This is a genomic window from Oceanisphaera litoralis (genome assembly GCF_016907015.1).
GTDB classification, from domain to species: Bacteria; Pseudomonadota; Gammaproteobacteria; order Enterobacterales; family Aeromonadaceae; genus Oceanimonas; species Oceanimonas litoralis.
The window spans coordinates 67,512-82,703 of sequence record NZ_JAFBBE010000014.1; the positions used below are offsets into that span (position 1 = coordinate 67,512).

16 protein-coding genes and 1 pseudogene are annotated in these 15,192 nt (G+C 52.8%); 16 read left to right on the forward strand and 1 reads right to left on the reverse strand.

Translation table 11 applies throughout. The features are described 5' to 3' along the window. The 16 genes and pseudogenes from HNR62_RS10010 to HNR62_RS10085 all read left to right on the forward strand — a co-directional run bounded on the left by HNR62_RS10010 (position 1) and on the right by HNR62_RS10085 (position 14,688). The gene (locus tag HNR62_RS10010; RefSeq protein WP_204795950.1) at positions 1 to 540 is read left to right on the forward strand and encodes a COG4648 family protein; all 540 of its coding nucleotides are present in this window, start codon (positions 1 to 3) and stop codon (positions 538 to 540) included. Continuing rightward, positions 537 to 2,231 carry an ApeI family dehydratase gene (locus tag HNR62_RS10015; RefSeq protein ID WP_204795952.1) on the forward strand — a complete coding sequence of 565 codons (1,695 nt, stop codon included), beginning with the start codon at positions 537 to 539 and terminating at the stop codon, positions 2,229 to 2,231. Before HNR62_RS10010 ends, HNR62_RS10015 begins: the two co-directional genes overlap by 4 nt. Then, on the forward strand, positions 2,209 to 2,976 hold the full coding sequence (locus HNR62_RS10020) for a glycosyltransferase (RefSeq protein ID WP_204795953.1): 768 nt from the start codon (positions 2,209 to 2,211) through the stop codon (positions 2,974 to 2,976). The genes HNR62_RS10015 and HNR62_RS10020 overlap by 23 nt, the downstream gene beginning before the upstream one ends. Further along, the gene (locus HNR62_RS10025; protein ID WP_204795955.1) at positions 2,969 to 3,901 is read left to right on the forward strand and encodes an LpxL/LpxP family acyltransferase; all 933 of its coding nucleotides are present in this window, start codon (positions 2,969 to 2,971) and stop codon (positions 3,899 to 3,901) included. The genes HNR62_RS10020 and HNR62_RS10025 overlap by 8 nt, the downstream gene beginning before the upstream one ends. Positions 3,902 to 3,958: 57 nt before the next feature. Next, entirely contained in the window at positions 3,959 to 4,366 is a 408-nt protein-coding gene (locus tag HNR62_RS10030; RefSeq protein WP_204795957.1) for an acyl-CoA thioesterase, read from the forward strand. 44 nt (positions 4,367 to 4,410) lie between these two features. Next, positions 4,411 to 4,929 (forward strand): outer membrane lipoprotein carrier protein LolA, encoded by a 519-nt coding sequence (locus tag HNR62_RS10035; RefSeq protein WP_204795958.1) that lies wholly within the window; start codon positions 4,411 to 4,413, stop codon positions 4,927 to 4,929. Further along, positions 4,926 to 7,268, forward strand: coding sequence for an MMPL family transporter (locus tag HNR62_RS10040; RefSeq protein ID WP_204795960.1), 2,343 nt, complete (start codon positions 4,926 to 4,928; stop codon positions 7,266 to 7,268). Before HNR62_RS10035 ends, HNR62_RS10040 begins: the two co-directional genes overlap by 4 nt. Beyond that, positions 7,243 to 8,475 (forward strand): NAD(P)/FAD-dependent oxidoreductase, encoded by a 1,233-nt coding sequence (locus HNR62_RS10045; RefSeq protein ID WP_204795961.1) that lies wholly within the window; start codon positions 7,243 to 7,245, stop codon positions 8,473 to 8,475. The genes HNR62_RS10040 and HNR62_RS10045 overlap by 26 nt, the downstream gene beginning before the upstream one ends. Further along, positions 8,463 to 9,017, forward strand: coding sequence for a DUF3261 domain-containing protein (locus HNR62_RS10050; RefSeq protein ID WP_204795962.1), 555 nt, complete (start codon positions 8,463 to 8,465; stop codon positions 9,015 to 9,017). Before HNR62_RS10045 ends, HNR62_RS10050 begins: the two co-directional genes overlap by 13 nt. Continuing rightward, positions 9,014 to 10,183, forward strand: a complete 1,170-nt coding sequence (locus HNR62_RS10055) for a beta-ketoacyl-[acyl-carrier-protein] synthase family protein (protein ID WP_338044098.1) — start codon at positions 9,014 to 9,016, stop codon at positions 10,181 to 10,183. The genes HNR62_RS10050 and HNR62_RS10055 overlap by 4 nt, the downstream gene beginning before the upstream one ends. Next, on the forward strand, positions 10,180 to 10,629 hold the full coding sequence (locus tag HNR62_RS10060; RefSeq protein WP_204795963.1) for a hotdog family protein: 450 nt from the start codon (positions 10,180 to 10,182) through the stop codon (positions 10,627 to 10,629). The genes HNR62_RS10055 and HNR62_RS10060 overlap by 4 nt, the downstream gene beginning before the upstream one ends. After that, positions 10,629 to 11,354, forward strand: coding sequence for a 3-ketoacyl-ACP reductase FabG2 (locus tag HNR62_RS10065; protein WP_204795964.1), 726 nt, complete (start codon positions 10,629 to 10,631; stop codon positions 11,352 to 11,354). Before HNR62_RS10060 ends, HNR62_RS10065 begins: the two co-directional genes overlap by 1 nt. Further along, positions 11,354 to 12,580, forward strand: a complete 1,227-nt coding sequence (locus tag HNR62_RS10070) for a beta-ketoacyl-ACP synthase (protein WP_204795965.1) — start codon at positions 11,354 to 11,356, stop codon at positions 12,578 to 12,580. The genes HNR62_RS10065 and HNR62_RS10070 overlap by 1 nt, the downstream gene beginning before the upstream one ends. 159 nt (positions 12,581 to 12,739) lie before the next feature. Next, positions 12,740 to 13,210, forward strand: a complete 471-nt coding sequence (locus HNR62_RS10075) for an Sbal_3080 family lipoprotein (protein ID WP_204795966.1) — start codon at positions 12,740 to 12,742, stop codon at positions 13,208 to 13,210. A gap of 185 nt (positions 13,211 to 13,395) precedes the next feature. Then, a complete protein-coding gene (locus HNR62_RS10080) occupies positions 13,396 to 13,650 on the forward strand; it encodes a transposase family protein (RefSeq protein WP_420827154.1) in 255 nt (84 codons plus the stop codon). Positions 13,651 to 13,812: 162 nt separating this feature from the next. After that, a pseudogene (locus HNR62_RS10085) lies at positions 13,813 to 14,688 on the forward strand (ISAs1 family transposase). Here the strand turns inward: HNR62_RS10085 and HNR62_RS10090 are convergent. Further along, positions 14,674 to 15,129, reverse strand: a complete 456-nt coding sequence (locus tag HNR62_RS10090) for a CoA-binding protein (RefSeq protein ID WP_239552722.1) — start codon at positions 15,127 to 15,129, stop codon at positions 14,674 to 14,676. The pseudogene HNR62_RS10085 and the gene HNR62_RS10090 overlap by 15 nt on opposite strands. Positions 15,130 to 15,192: the final 63 nt, after the last annotated feature.

The window sequence follows — 15,192 nt, forward strand, 5'->3', positions numbered from 1 at the left end:
ATGCTGATTAGAACGGCTGCATTGCTGTTGACCATAGGTTATCCGCTTTTGGTTTATTGGGGGCTACACAGATTTGATGCGTTTGCCTTGCTGCCCTTGCTGCTCGTGATCTTGCTGCTACGTTGGTTCTCTGGCAAGCGAGGGTATGAGCGGTTCGTGATTATCGGTAGTGTCTTGGGTGTCACGGCAGTGGTGTTGCTGCACGGTGCTCAAATGGGGCTTAAGCTATACCCAGTTATGGTAAATCTTGGCTTGCTGTTCGCGTTTGGCAGCAGTCTCTTTTCTTCACAGCCCATCATTGAACGACTAGCACGGATCAGGGAACCGGATCTGCCACCAGCAGGAGTGGCTTATACCCGTAAAGTGACACAGGTCTGGTGTGTGTTTTTTGTTCTGAATGCAACGGTCTCGACGGCAACGATGCTCTGGGCTTCGGAAGAGATATGGATGCTTTATAATGGCTTGATAGCCTATATCTTTATTGGGCTGATGCTGTCTCTGGAGTGGCTGATCAGACAGCGGGTCAGGAGGCGCAGATGACCGGTTTGATACCGCTCTCCAACTGGTTGCTCCTGGCATCGGACAGGCCGGTTGCAACCGGTGATACGGGAATGGTTACTCGAAAAGAACTGGAGGAAAGAGTCGCTTACTGGTATCGGAAGCTTCCTGCTGAACCGGGACAGCGCTGGGCGGTATACCATCAGGATGCGGTCGAGTTTGCAGCAATACTGCTGGCGCTGTGGCAATTGGAGTGTACAGCCTGTATTCCCGGTGATAATCGACCAGCGACCAATATACGGTTGGGGCGCAGAGTGGCCGGTTTTGTTGGCCAATATCCGGAATCCGGCTGTCTGGATGAAAAGAGGTGCTCGGAACAGGCTTCGGGCGTTGACTGGCGGTCACTGCCTGTGAATTTTCCGGCCGTGGAAATATATACCTCCGGTTCCACAGGTGAGCCCAAGCCTGTTTTGAAAACCTTTGAGCAAATTGAAGGTGAGTTGGCGGCGCTGGAGAAGCACTGGCCAGGCCAGGAGCAGGCTGTGGTGGTGACCACAGTGACTCATCAGCATCTGTACGGACTGACCTTTCGTTTATTTTGGCCCCTGAGTAAAGGGCAGCTTTTCGAACGCAAAGCCTGTCAGTTTACCGAGGATCTTTTTCAAAGAGCACAACAGCATCGGCAGTTCATCCTTGTTTCAACTCCTTCTCATCTGAGCAGACTGAACCCGGCACTTGACTGGGACAGTCTGCGGTCTGGCTGTTGTGCCGTGTTGTCATCGGCTGCGCCATTGCAGCGAGTGGACAGCCTGCGGATCTCGACGTTGCTGAATGCACCGGTTCGTGAGATTTATGGCAGTTCGGAGACGGGGGCCGTGGCGTGGCGTATCCAGAGGCAAGCCAAGGAAGCCAATTGGCAGCCATTACCTGGGGTTAGGTGTGAGCTGACTCTGGACAAGACCTTGCGGGTAATAGCTCCCCAGGTTGAGGGAGGGCATCATGTGTTGTCTGATCGGGTGGAATTGGATGTGGACGGTGGTTTCAGATTACAGGGGCGAACCGATCGTATTGCCAAGATTGAAGGCAAGCGAATTTCCCTGGTCGAAGTGGAGCAAGTTGCCGAGCAGCACCAACTAATCAACACAGCCAGGGCTGTTGTCCTGAGTCATCGTCGAACTGAAATCGCGCTGGTTGTACAGTTAACCCATCAGGGTATGCAGTACTTGCAGTGTCAGGGAAAACAAGCGCTGACCCAGCAGTTACGAGAAATATTCAAACAACATTTTGAGCCGGTGGCATTACCACGGCGCTGGCGATTTGTAGAACAATTGCCCTATAACCAGCAGGGAAAAATTACGGTGGAGGCATTAATGGTTTTGTTTCAACCGGACGAGCTCAAATGGCCCGATATAGTCAGTCAGACAGGCTCTGAACAAATGGCTGAGCTGGAGCTGAAGGTGTCGGCAAAGTTGGTTTATTTCGATGGTCACTTTACGGATAACCCTATTTTGCCGGGTATTACCCAGGTGCACTGGGCTGCACACTATGGGCGAAAGCTTCTTGGCGTGGACGGAGCTTTTTGCCGTCTGGAAGTAGCCAAATTTCAGCAGGTCATTTTTCCTGAGGCAGTCGTGACCTTGAAGCTTGACTATCAGGCTGAAAAGCAGAAGCTGGTGTTTTGTTATTTTTCAGACAAAGGAGTGCACGCCAGTGGACGGATCTGCTTCAACTGATAGGGACTTCAAGGCAGCGATTGTCATTCCGGTTTACAACCATGAAGCGGCGATTGGCCTCACGCTGGCTCGAACCATGGAATATGACTATCCGGTACTGCTGGTGGATGATGGCAGCTCAGCCACGTGTCGTGATGTCTTGATCCAGCTCGAACGGCAGTATGGTGACAGGGTTAATTTGCTTCGGCTGAAACAAAACGGTGGTAAGGGGGCGGCTGTAAAGGCTGGACTCAGACAATTACTGAAGATGGGATATACGCACGCGGTTCAGATTGATGCCGATGGTCAGCATGAGCTGGCCGACCTGCCGCTGTTTATAGCTACAGGGCAGCGGTTCCCTGATACCTTGGTCACCGGTTATCCCCAATATGATGAATCCGTGCCGGTGCTTCGCTATTACGCTCGCTATCTGACCCACGTCTGGGTCTGGATAAACACACTTTCGTTTCGTATCAAGGACACCATGTGCGGTTTCAGAGTATACCCGTTGGCACAGGTGGTCCAGTTGCTGGATCAGGAGCCCTGCGGCAACCGCATGGACTTTGATCCTGAAGTCATCGTGCGCTGGGCATGGCGTGGCTTGCCGATTGAGAGCCTGCCCACCAGGGTAAATTATCCGATAGATGGCGTGTCACACTTCAATGCGGTCAAGGATAACATCCTGATCTCACTGATGCATGCCCGGCTCTTCTTCGGCATGCTGGCGCGCCTGCCCTCGATCATCGGGAATCGCCGTCATGGCTGAATACAGTAGGCACTGGGCCAATGTCGGCGAGGCGGGTACCTTATTGGGCATGAAAACCCTGCTGCGAGCCTACCGCTTGTTCGGCTGGGCAGGCTTTCGAATCTTGCTGCTGCCGGTCATGACTTATTTCTACCTGACGCGCAGGGAAGCTCGTCTGGCTTCGAGATCTTATCTTAATCGAATGATGCGCCTGCTGCCGCCTGAGCGACAGGCAGGGCTGGCGCCGTTCAGGCACTTCTGGGAGTTTGGCGAAATTCTGCTGGACAAACTGCTGGTCTGGATGGGGCATATTCGTCATCAGGATGTGATCTTTGAAACCCCGGCCGCATTCGAGGAAATCGACAAGAGTCGAAGTGGCGGCATCATCGTCGTCTCTCATTTGGGTAATACCGAAGTGTGCAGTGCGCTGGCCCATCAATTACCGGATATCAGAGTTACCATGTTGGTGTATACCCGCCATGCCGAAAAATTCAATCGTCTCATGCAGCAGGCCAACAGCAATACCGCCATCAACCTGATGCAGGTGACCGATATATCGCCGGCTACAGCCTTGCTGCTGGCGGAGCGTGTTGAAGCGGGTGAATATATCGTTATCGCGGGTGATCGTGTCCCCGTGAATGGTGGCGAACGCACCTCAACGGTTGATTTTCTGGGGGATAAGGCGCAGTTCCCCCAAGGGGCATTCATTCTGGCCAGCTTGTTACGCTGTCCGGTTTATCTGATGTTCTGCCTCAAAGAGTCCGGGCAATACCACTTGTATCTGGAAAAATTTACCCAGCAACTATCTTTGCCGCGTAAGAGCAGGAACGAAGGCCTGCAGCTAGTCGTGCAGGCTTATGCCGATCGTTTGGCTGAATATTGTCGTCGGGTACCTCTTCAGTGGTTCAACTTCTTTCCCTTCTGGTTGGCAGAACAGGATAAATGAGTGGGGTCAGAGTCCGAAAGTTGTCATTCCAACAGGCATTCGTGAGCAGGAATAAACATGGTTAAATCTGAAGTCATCCTTGAAATTCCCTTTCATGATGTTGATGTCATGCGTGTTGCCTGGCATGGGCACTATGCCAAATATCTTGAAATAGCGCGTTGTGCGCTGCTGGACAAGATTGACTACAACTGTTTACAAATGGAGGGATCGGGTTATGTGTGGCCGGTGATTGATTTACGTATTCGCTATGTTCAACCCTTGCTCTTTCAGCAGAAAATAAAGGTCGAAGCCGTTTTGGTCGAGTGGGAAAGCCGAATGAAGATCAACTACTTGATCAGTGATGCAGCGAGCGGTAAACGTCTGACCAAGGCGTATACCGTACAGGTGGCAGTGAATGCCAAGAGCGGAGATATGCTTTATGCCTCTCCAACAGTGCTACTGCAGAAGCTGGGACTGGAGTCATGAGGCGTCTTTTCGCCCTGTTTTTTTCCTTGTTATGGATGATACCGGTGTTGGCAGCACCCGGTTATAAAGAGGCGGCTTCTTTGATGGAAGCGCCGCAGGCTCTGAGTGGTAGCTTTGAACAGATCAAGCATCTGACCGCCCTGGATACCGAAATAGTGTCGTCTGGGCAGTTCGCTTATGAGCGGGACGCCAGGATCATCAGCTGGCACACGCTGATGCCGATTGAAAGCCTGCTGATACTGACTCCGGAAACTATCACCAGTGAGCAAAGCGGTACGGTATTGTCAAAGCTGGAAGCCCGAAACAATCCTGTGGTTGCTCTGTTCAGTGATATCTTCTTCGGCGTGATGACTGCTCGCTGGAGTATACTGTCTGACCATTTTGATGTTCAGACTCGCATTGAAGCATCACAGTGGCAGGCGACCCTGATCCCTCGTGAAGCGAGTGTCGAGCAGGTAGTAAGCCGGGTCGAGCTTCAGGGTGATGTCTACCTGAGAGAAATCGTGCTGCATGAGACCGGTGGGGACCGAACGCGCATACGGTTCTACGGCTTACCGAAATGAATCCGGGTAAAGCGGGCATGAGATTTGCCGCGCTGTTGTGGCTGGCCGTAATTCTGGCGGCGTGTATTTTAGCCTGGCACCGGGGGCCTGTTGTTGATACGAGTCTGATGGCGTTACTTCCGGCCAGTGAGCAGCAACCGCTGGTCAAGCGCGCCATCGAGCGACAGACAGCGGAGTTTTCGGACAAGTTGCTGATGGTTGTGGCGACGGATGATAATGACAACGCTCAGGCGGCTGTGCGGTTGGCGGCAACCCGGTTGCAGGCACTTGAGGGCGTCGCTCGTCTAACCTGGCAGGCCCCCCTCTCCGATCCCGCCCGCGACGAACTCTTCCCTTATCGTTTTACGTTGTTGAGCTCCGAGGCTCGGGAACGGCTGAACAGTGAAAATGGCGTGTTGCAGTATCAAATGGCCTTGCAGCGATTGTTCGATCCCTTGTCCGGTTTTTCTTCCGATCTATTGCGGGACCCGTTCGGACTTTACAGCGATCTGGCCCTTTCGCTGCAGTCGGGGGTGCCGATCCGTGTCGAGAATGGGCTCCTGCGGCTGGTTGCTGCAGAGCGTCCTTCCTATCTGCTGAGCCTGCAGTTAACGGCGGATCCCTTTAGCCTTAAGGTCCAGCAGGTAGTCCGCGCCGTTCTGGATCCGCTGGGGGTCGAGTTACAACAGCAGGGCGTCAGCCTGTATCGTTCGGGGTTGTTACTGCATGCTGCGGCTGGTGCCGAACAGGCTAGAGCGGAAATATCCACCATAGGGTTGGGGTCTCTGGTGGGCATCATCCTGTTAATGCTGGTGGTGTTCAGAAGTATCTGGCCACTGGGGCTGGCGTTGTTGCCGGTGGTGATTGGCTCTTTGATGGCCACTGCCGTGACCCTGCTGCTGTTTGGACGCATCCACATGATTACGGTGGCCTTTGGTGCCGGCCTGGTTGGTGTGGCAGTGGATTATGCCATGCATTTCATTTGTGAGGCCCGAGTACTACCTCGGGAGCAGATCATCAGAAAGCTGTTTTCTGGTCTGCTGCTGGGACTGGTGTCCAGCGTCGTGGCTTATGCGGGGCTGGCGCTGGCACCTTTTCCGGGGCTACGGCAAATGGCGGTATTTTGTGGGGCGGGGCTAATGGCAGCCTGGCTGACGGTGCTGGTCTGGTTACCTGTATTGGGTCGGCAGGCCCGGACTGGCCCCTTGCCTGCGGCCCTGTGGCTGGAGCGCTTGCGAAATGCTTATCCCCGGATCTGTATGTCTCCCTGGCTGGCTGGCCTGACGCTCGGACTGGTCCTGATCAGTGGAGCGATTATCTGGCACGGAACAGCCCGGGACGATGTGACACTATTGCAGACATCACCCGACAGATTGCTGGCAGAAGACCGTCAGGTACAAACCCTGCTGGGTAATGGTAGTAGTGCGGTTTTTCTGTTGGTAACCGGCGCGGATTTTGAGCAGGTATTGAGAGCCGAAGAGCGACTGCAAGCACAGTTGGTACGCCTGCAGGATGAAAATCTGTTACAAGGATACAGTGCGTTATCACAGGTGCTGCCTTCGCATCAGCGGCAGGCTGAAAACGGCCAACGGGTGAAAGTACTATATCGGTCACAGTGGTTAGCACTGGCCGACCTGCTGCAGTTATCCGGGGAGCAGCGTACTCAGGCCATGGCTCATATGGGACGAGGAGTTGAAACATTTCTGTTGCCGGAGCAATGGCACCAACTGGAGTTCAGCCACTTCTGGTCACGGCATATTATCAGTGAGCGTACAGGTGATATGGCGACTCTTATTCACCTTAAGGGAGAGATAAGTAAGTCCCTCAAGGATGCACTGACCGAGCTGGCGGAGCTGGAGCCGAATGTTTATTTCGTGGACCACATAGGTAGCCTAAACGAACTGATGGCAAGTTACAGGGACGAAATTACAAATTGGCTGTTGCTTGCCTACAGCGGTGTGATACTGATGCTGGCCTTACGCTATCGGCAGCGCGTCTGGCGTATAGTGCTGCCGCCCTTGCTGGCATCCCTGATGGCGTTTGCCGGCTTTCTGCTACTGAATGATGGATACAACCTGTTTAATTTGATCGCATTGATGCTGGTGCTGGGAATCGGACTCGATATGGGGATCTTTCTCCATGAAACCGGCGACAGTGATCATACCTGGCTGGCCGTCAGCCTGTCGGCGTTTAGTAGCTTGCTAGCATTTGGATTGCTGGCTTTAAGCCAAACCCCCGTACTTTATCACTTTGGTGCCATTGTCTTGCCGGGCCTGTTGCTGACCTGGTTGCTGGCACCTCTTATGCGCGCGTCTTCCAAAGGAGAAATAACAAATGGCAGAGCTGCAGGGACGTTATGATGTGATTGTCATCGGTGCAGGACCTTCCGGTGCCGTGGCGGCCGCATCATTGGTGAAATATGGTTACCGAGTGCTGATACTTGAACGGCAGCATTTTCCCCGGTTTTCCATTGGTGAAAGTCTGTTGCCGCAAAGTATGGAGTTTCTGGAGCAAGCCGGTATGTTGCAGGCTGTCGTGGAAGCCGGTTTCCAACACAAGAATGGTGCCGCTTTTTGCCGTGGTTATGAGTATGACTTCTTTGATTTTCGTCAGAAATTCTCGGCAGGCTGGGGAACCACTTATCAGGTGCAGCGCAGTCACTTTGACAAAACACTGGCTGACTGTGCGGAGCGTCAGGGGGCCGAGATCCGCTACGGCCAGACCGTTACTGCGATAGAGCAGTCAGAGTCTGGTGTGACGGTAGATGTGTTGCCTGAAAATGAGGCACCCTATCGGGTTGAAGCGGAGTTCCTGCTTGATGGCAGCGGTTTTGGTCGAGTCTTGCCGCGATTGCTGAAGTTGGAGAAGGCATCCACACTGGGATCACGAATTGCCTTGTTCACTCATGTCGAGGACAATATTAGTGACCCGCGCTTTGATCGCAACAAAATTCTGATTACGGTTCACCCATCGGTACCTGAAATCTGGTACTGGCTAATTCCATTCAGTAATGGCCGGGCTTCGACCGGGGTGGTACTACCCAGGGAGCTGTTTGATGAAAGCAGTATGGATGAACAAGCAACACTACAGGGGTATATTGCCGAAGGCGGTATGCTGAGCGAATTTCTGACACATGCAGTTTTCGATACACCCATGCGTAAACTGGAAGGGTATTCCAGCGATGTTGAGCAGCTCTTTGGTGAGCGCTTTGCCTTGCTGGGCAATGCCGGTGAATTTCTTGACCCTGTATTTTCATCCGGTGTCACTATTGCTCTTAAGTCAGCAACGCTGGCGGCTGCTACCCTTCACCGACAATTTCAGGGACTGGCACCTGACTGGAAACAGGAGTATGAACTCCCCCTGAGAACGGGTATCGATACCTTCAGGGTATTCGTAGATGGCTGGTACGACGGACGGCTGCAGAATGTGATCTTTGCCGACAACAAGAGTGAGTCTGTGAAGTCGATGATCAGCTCCATCCTTGCCGGTTATGCCTGGGACAGCTGCAATCCCTATGTCAACGAGCCAGCAAGGCTTTCAACTCTGGCTGAGCTATGTCGCGGCTGATACGCATACTTTTTCTCGGTTCAGTATGCCTTATGGCAGGCTGCTCTGGGCTTCGCCTAGAGCCGGAAGCGGTCGCTAAGCTTATCTTGTTGTCACCTGCAGATGGTCCTGATTCGGTGTTGTTAAAGCAGGCTGTTGTTATGCAATCTCGTGGCGAAAATCTGAAATTTATTGTTGTCAGCAGGTTTGACCGTAAGCGGACGAGGCTGGTGGCACTCATGCCCACGGGACAGTCGCTAACGACTCTGGACTATGATGGGCAGCGATTGCAGCAGACGGTTGGGATTCCGGTCGAGCTGCCAGGTGAGGCAATATTGGCGACGATCCAGTTTTCCCTTTGGCCCACCCCCGTACTGAACCGCCATTATTCGTCTGAAGCAGGGTGGGGTGTTGCTATAGAAGCGAACCGTCGACAGTTGTGGCATCATGGCGCGCTTGTGCTTGATATTGTCTATGACGAAAATATTACTCGGGTATGGAACTATCCGGAGGAGTATCAGGTAACCATCCAGACATTTGACAAAAGGGACTTGATACAGTGACCCGGTGCTATTTGAATGCCATGGCCATGGTCAGTGCCATAGGCGAAGGCCGAGAAATCGCTTATCACCGATTGAGATCGGGAAAGGCCAGATTGACTCAGACAGATAGCTTCAGTTCCGAAAGGCCCATGCCGTTGGGACTTTACTCCGGAGCCTTACCAGAAATTGTCTTGACCGAAGCCCACTGGCATAGCCGCAATAACCGTTTAGCGTTGGCGGCCCTGAACCAGATACAAACGGCAATTGCAGATGCAGTAAACAGTTTCGGTCGGCATCGTATTGGTGTGGTGATTGGTACATCCACTTCCGGTATCAGCGACACCGAAAGCTGCCTGAAACAACGAGCAAGAACCGGTGCATTGCCTCCAGGTTATGACTACCGCATGCAGGAAATGGGAGCAACAGCCGCTTTCATTGCAGCCGTTCTGCAACTGAGCGGACCGGTATTTGGTATTTCCACTGCCTGTTCATCTGGTGCCAAGGCGTTGGCGTCTGCCCGTCGGTTATTACGTTCGGGAGTATGCGACGCGGTGATTGCCGGTGGAGTGGATACGCTTTGTCACTTGACCGTACAGGGATTTTCCTCTCTTGAAGCAATTAGCGAACAGCCGTGCAACCCCTTCAGTGTCAATCGAAAGGGAATCAATATTGGTGAGGGAGCTGCTCTTTTCCTGGTTACTCGCGAGCCAGGAGTGATTGAGCTTGCCGGCGTAGGTGAAAGTTCGGATGCCCATCATATATCGGCCCCGGATCCCACAGGGGCAGGAGCGATACGTTGCATGCGGGCGGCGTTGGCGGATGCCGGCATAACGCCTAATGCGATTGGATATGTGAACTTGCACGGTACGGCCACTCAGCTGAATGATCAGATGGAAGCCCGGGCCGTCGCGGACGTTTTTGGCAATACTGTGCCCTGCAGCTCAACCAAGCCTCTGACCGGGCATACACTTGGAGCTGCCGGTGCTCTTGAGGCTGCTATTTGTTGGCTGGCGTTGAATGAGGGTTTTCTACCACGCCATATCTGGGACGGCTGGCCGGATCCTGCATTACCGGCCCTTAATCTGGTTGCAGAGCACCGGGAAGTCGATGATTTTGAGTATGCCTTGAGTAACTCGTTCGCATTTGGTGGTAATAACATCTCTTTGATTTTGAGACGAGTCGGATGAAGCCTGAATTTCATGTAGATGAACTGGTCCCTCATTCCGGGCAGATGAGCCTGCTGTCGGAGATTACGGGCTTTGGAGAGGGCTGGTTGTCAGCGGCAGTGAACATTACGCCGTCTTCCATGTTTGCGGATGAGAATGGCGTACCTTCCTGGGTGGGGCTGGAGTACATGGCGCAGGCGATAGGCGCCTACGCTGGTCTTCAGGAGCGGAAGAAAGGGCTGGAGCCAAAGTTGGGTTTCCTGCTGGGAACCCGGAAATACAGTGTACCGGTGGAATATTTTTCTCCCGGGGAGCGAGTTCATGTGAGGGTGACCAAAAACATGCAGGCTGAGAACGGGCTGTTCGCTTTTGACTGTGAACTTCGGGGGCATGGATATGAAGTCACGGCAAGTTTGAATATATATCAGCCGGAAGACGCCGACATGTTTTTACGGGATACAAAATAATGACAGCAACAATTTTGGTGACCGGCTCCAGTAGGGGGATCGGTAAAGGGATAGCTCTGCAGCTGGCGCAGGATGGTTTTGATATCGTATTGCATTGCCGCTCCGGGTTTGAAGCCGCTGAAGGTGTGGCGAGTGAAATCGAGGCGATAGGTCGTAGAGCCCGGATCCTGCAATTCGATATAGCGGATCGGGATCAATGCCGAAGGGTTCTGGAGCAGGATGTGGAAGAGCACAGTGCCTACTATGGGGTCGTGTGTAATGCAGGAGTTGCCCGAGACAATGCCTTTCCGGCTATACCGGAAGAGGACTGGGACCTGGTACTCAGAACTAACCTTGATGGGTTCTACAATGTCCTACATCCGTTGGTGATGCCCATGGTCCGGCGGAGAAAACCCGGGCGTATAGTAACGCTTTCCTCGGTTTCCGGTGAAATGGGGAACCGGGGACAGGTAAATTACAGCGCCGCTAAGGCAGGCATCATCGGGGCCACCAAGGCATTGGCCGTAGAGCTGGCAAGACGGAAAATCACGGTAAACTGTGTTGCTCCGGGTCTGATTGAAACAGATATGACTGAGGATCTGCCGGTTGATGAAGCAATGAAAATGATTCCGATGCAGCGGATTGGCTCGGTTGAGGAAGTTGCAGCCACGGTGAGTTTTTTGATGTCCAAAGGGGCCAGCTACATCACCCGCCAGGTGATTTCGGTGAATGGTGGAATGTATTGATGCAACGGGTTGTTATAACAGGCATGGCCGGTTTTTCCCCCATTGGAAATGACTGGCAGACCATCAGAGATAACCTTGCGGCCGGTCGTAGCGGTATTGTCAGAATGGATGACTGGGATTGCTATGAAGGGCTGAATACTCGGCTAGCGGCACCGGTTCAGAACTTCAAAATGCCTTCACATTACAACCGAAAGGCGCTGCGCAGTATGGGAAGGGTGGCTCAGCTCGGAGTATATGCAACAGAGAGAGCACTCAGTAATGCCAGCCTGAGCGGTAGTGAAGAGCTTGGAAATGGTCGTGTTGGAGTTTCATTTGGATCGTCAGCTGGTGATAGCCAAGCCTTTGTGGATTTTGGCAACATGCTGATGAACTTCTCATCGGATGGGCTCAATGCAAATTCTTATATCAAGATGATGTCGCACACCGCGCCGGTGAATATTGGTGTCCATTTCGGTATTCGTGGTCGTGTTATTACTACCTCGAGTGCCTGCACCTCGGGCAGCCAGGGAATAGGGTATGCCTATGAGGCGATCAAATTTGGCACTCAGGACATCATGATCGCCGGTGGCAGTGAGGGACTGTGCGCGACAGAGGCCGCAGTATTCGACACCCTGTATGCGACAAGTGTGGTAAATGATACCCCACACCTTTCTCCTCGTCCGTTTGACCGGGATCGGGATGGGCTGGTCATCGGTGAAGGGGGATGTGTCCTTATTCTGGAGGAATTGGAACATGCCAAAGCCCGAGGGGCCCGAATCCATGCTGAAATTGTTGGCTTTGGGACCAATTCCGATGGCAGTCATATCACACAGCCCAGTGCCAGCACCATGGAAATCGCGATCAGGCAGGCGTTAAAAGGGGCAGCTTTGCCTCCGTCACGGATTGGTTATATTAGCGCACATGGTACTGCCACAAGCCGGGGCGATATTGCAGAAAGTCAGGCGACGGCGGCAGTATTCGGGAGCTCAACACCGATCAGCTCATTGAAAAGCTACACGGGCCATACGCTGGGTGCTTGTGGAGCTCTGGAAGCCTGGACCGCGATCGAAATGATGAATGAAGGCTGGTTCTGTCCGACCCTCAACCTGGATAATGTGGATCCGGGTTGTGCGAAGCTTGATTACATAATGCATGAAGTGCGTAAAATTGAGACGGAATATGTTATGAGTAACAACTTCGCATTTGGTGGTATCAATACTTCATTAATCTTTAAGCGCTGGGTCTGAATTTACATTATTCAACAAGGAGCAGCTACCCAGTTAATCCGTTTAAGAGAAAGAGCAAGGTATTTAAGTGGCTAAGCGTATTCTTTCCGCTAATATTGGAAAATACGCTAAAGAGTATGCCAAGTAAAATCATGATCCACGGATGGTTGAGGTGCCTGTATGCTCAGACAATTAATCCCTGTCCTGCTACTGACAATGGTCTTGTCCGGTTGCTCTATCCAGCAAAGCGTCGAGACAGCAAAAATCGAGAATAGCGCAACTCTGTGTGTGGTACAAAACCCCGAAGTACGGGCTGGTTTTCTGCACTCTTTGGAGTCCGCCTTGGCGGATAACGGTGTCAGGTTCAGAGTGGTTGACCGCATGACCGTGCCGGCCGAGTGTCGGTGGACAGCCAACTACAATGCCAGGTGGAGTTGGGATCTGGCTCTCTACATGTCCTATGCCGAGATTCAGATTTACAAGGATGGCCTGAGGCAAGGCAAGGCACTGTATGATTCAACTGCTGGCGGAGCGAATCCGGGTAAATTTATCGATGCTGATACCAAGATTAGAGAACTGGTAAGCTCTTTGCTGAGTGTAAAAACAGCATCGATTTTTCAGAGGACTTATGGGTACTCTTCTGTCATATGAAAGATAAATGTAGTGGTTGGTTGAGCGGTTCCCTTTAGCCTCTACTTTCGACAAGAAAAATGGTCTGTTAAGCAGTTCCGCTGACCCCAGCAGCTGACCAGGGCGGGAGCATACTTTGTTAATGAAATTTGAACAGGCGTATAGCCTGTGATCTAATCAGCTCCTCTTGCCGGAGGAGCCTGACCATGACCTTGATCGAACACCTTACCCTTGTTGAAGAAACCCGCTCGGACATCAACCGCAAGCATGATCTGGTAGATGTGATGTTCCTGGTTATCAGCGCCATCATGGCGGGTGCCGAGGGCTGGCAAGACATTGAAACCTATGGTGATGCCAAAGCTGACTGGCTACGCCAGTACCGTCCCTTTACTCATGGTATTCCGCGTCGGCACACCATTGCGCCTATTCTCCGCAGCGTGGTGGTCAGGGCCGACGCATGATCGTTTTTCGAACAATTAAAGCCTGCTCAGGGTAGCATTGATGCTCAAAAACAACCTTAACTGTATGATTGTCACTCATCATAATGAACTTGAGTGGGCCTCAAACATATCCTAATTGATGCAACGTCATTAGGGTGTTCGTTTTTTGAACGTTGATGCGTCATCCCTAGCGTGGTGGTCGAGTCCTTGCTGGAAGCATTGCTAAACTGGGTCAACGAGCGCCGGACCCATCGCGGTAAACCCATTATTGCCTTCGACGGCAAGGTATTACGCGGGTCCTATCGCAACAACTCTGCCCAGGCAGTGCAGTTGGTCACCGCCTACGATACCGAAAACGGCCTGGTATTGAGTCAGAAAGCCACGCCATCCAAGAAGGGAGAAATCGCGACCGTCCGGGAGATGCTGGATGTGCTCAATCTCAAAGGTTCCGTCGTGACCCTGGATGCGCTGCACTGTCAGCGGGAGACGTTGGAGAAAATCCAAGATAAGAAAGCCGATGTCGTGGTCCAGGTGAAACACAATCAGCCTAATCTGCGCAAAGCGGTTCAGTCGCAGTTCCAGGCGGTCTTCGATGCACGAAAAGAGAAAGTGGTCGTTGAGCACAAGGAAACCGGGCATGGGCGCAAAGAAGAACGCTATGTCTTTCAGTTAAAAGCAAAATGACCAGTAGAGCTGGCAGAGAAATGGCCGACCATCCGCAGTATCATCGCCGTTGAACGGCACCGAACCATCGATGGCAAAGGGACGGTAGATACCTCTTACTATGTCAGCTCGATGTCGCCCAAGCATAAGCTGCTTGGGCACTACATCCGCCAGCATTGGCGGATAGAAAACAGTCAACATTACATTCTGGACGTGGTGTTCAATGAGGATGCCTCACGGATTGCCGTCGGGGATGCCGTTGAAAACATGGCGCTGTTCCGGCGGTTCGCGATGAACATCCTCAAGCAGAGCGAATGTGGCTCACCGAGCCAGCGCAACAAGCTGAAGCGGGCCAGTTGGAACGATGATTATCGGGCACAATTATTCTTTGGCTAAATTACAATCAAAGTATGCTCCCGCCCTGAGCAACTGCCGGTGAACCTTCTTGATGCAGAGATCCTCGACGTATGCCAGTTCGGCCTCGGCGGCGGACTCGGCCGCCGCCGTGCTCTGAACCCCCTCCTGCAGCCACAGACACAGGGCGTCATGCGCTATGGCCTCGAGCGCGATATCGGCGGCAAACTCGCCGCGGCGAAACACATTGATCAGCTGCACCGGCTGATCCAGATCGTCCAATTCGGCGATACAGGTCTGGCCGAGGATGACGGCGCCGGCCAGTTGCGGGTTGATCGGATACACCTGATATCCATGTTGCAGCAGGTACTCCATTACCTGATAGCTGGCTCGTTCCGGACGATTGGAGGCCCCCACCAGGGCGATGCTGCGCGTCTGGTTCAGAATGTGCGTCAGGCGCTGTTGTTCGAGTTGGTCCATCATGCATTCCACAGGAGTAAAAACCTCCTTATACCAGTTTGCCTGCCTGATAATCCATGATCGCCT

Excerpts from the sequence above, each read along its gene's own strand:
- HNR62_RS10010 (WP_204795950.1), top strand. The coding sequence starts at position 1 with ATGCTGATTAGAACGGCTGCATTGCTGTTGACCATAGGTTATCCGCTT.
- HNR62_RS10015 (WP_204795952.1), top strand. The coding sequence starts at position 537 with ATGACCGGTTTGATACCGCTCTCCAACTGGTTGCTCCTGGCATCGGAC.
- HNR62_RS10025 (WP_204795955.1), top strand. The coding sequence starts at position 2,969 with ATGGCTGAATACAGTAGGCACTGGGCCAATGTCGGCGAGGCGGGTACC.
- HNR62_RS10030 (WP_204795957.1), top strand. The coding sequence starts at position 3,959 with ATGGTTAAATCTGAAGTCATCCTTGAAATTCCCTTTCATGATGTTGAT.
- HNR62_RS10040 (WP_204795960.1), top strand. The coding sequence starts at position 4,926 with ATGAATCCGGGTAAAGCGGGCATGAGATTTGCCGCGCTGTTGTGGCTG.
- HNR62_RS10045 (WP_204795961.1), top strand. The coding sequence starts at position 7,243 with ATGGCAGAGCTGCAGGGACGTTATGATGTGATTGTCATCGGTGCAGGA.
- HNR62_RS10050 (WP_204795962.1), top strand. The coding sequence starts at position 8,463 with ATGTCGCGGCTGATACGCATACTTTTTCTCGGTTCAGTATGCCTTATG.
- HNR62_RS10060 (WP_204795963.1), top strand. The coding sequence starts at position 10,180 with ATGAAGCCTGAATTTCATGTAGATGAACTGGTCCCTCATTCCGGGCAG.
- HNR62_RS10065 (WP_204795964.1), top strand. The coding sequence starts at position 10,629 with ATGACAGCAACAATTTTGGTGACCGGCTCCAGTAGGGGGATCGGTAAA.
- HNR62_RS10070 (WP_204795965.1), top strand. The coding sequence starts at position 11,354 with ATGCAACGGGTTGTTATAACAGGCATGGCCGGTTTTTCCCCCATTGGA.
- HNR62_RS10075 (WP_204795966.1), top strand. The coding sequence starts at position 12,740 with ATGCTCAGACAATTAATCCCTGTCCTGCTACTGACAATGGTCTTGTCC.
- HNR62_RS10080 (WP_420827154.1), top strand. The coding sequence starts at position 13,396 with ATGACCTTGATCGAACACCTTACCCTTGTTGAAGAAACCCGCTCGGAC.
- HNR62_RS10090 (WP_239552722.1), bottom strand. The coding sequence starts at position 15,129 with ATGATGGACCAACTCGAACAACAGCGCCTGACGCACATTCTGAACCAG.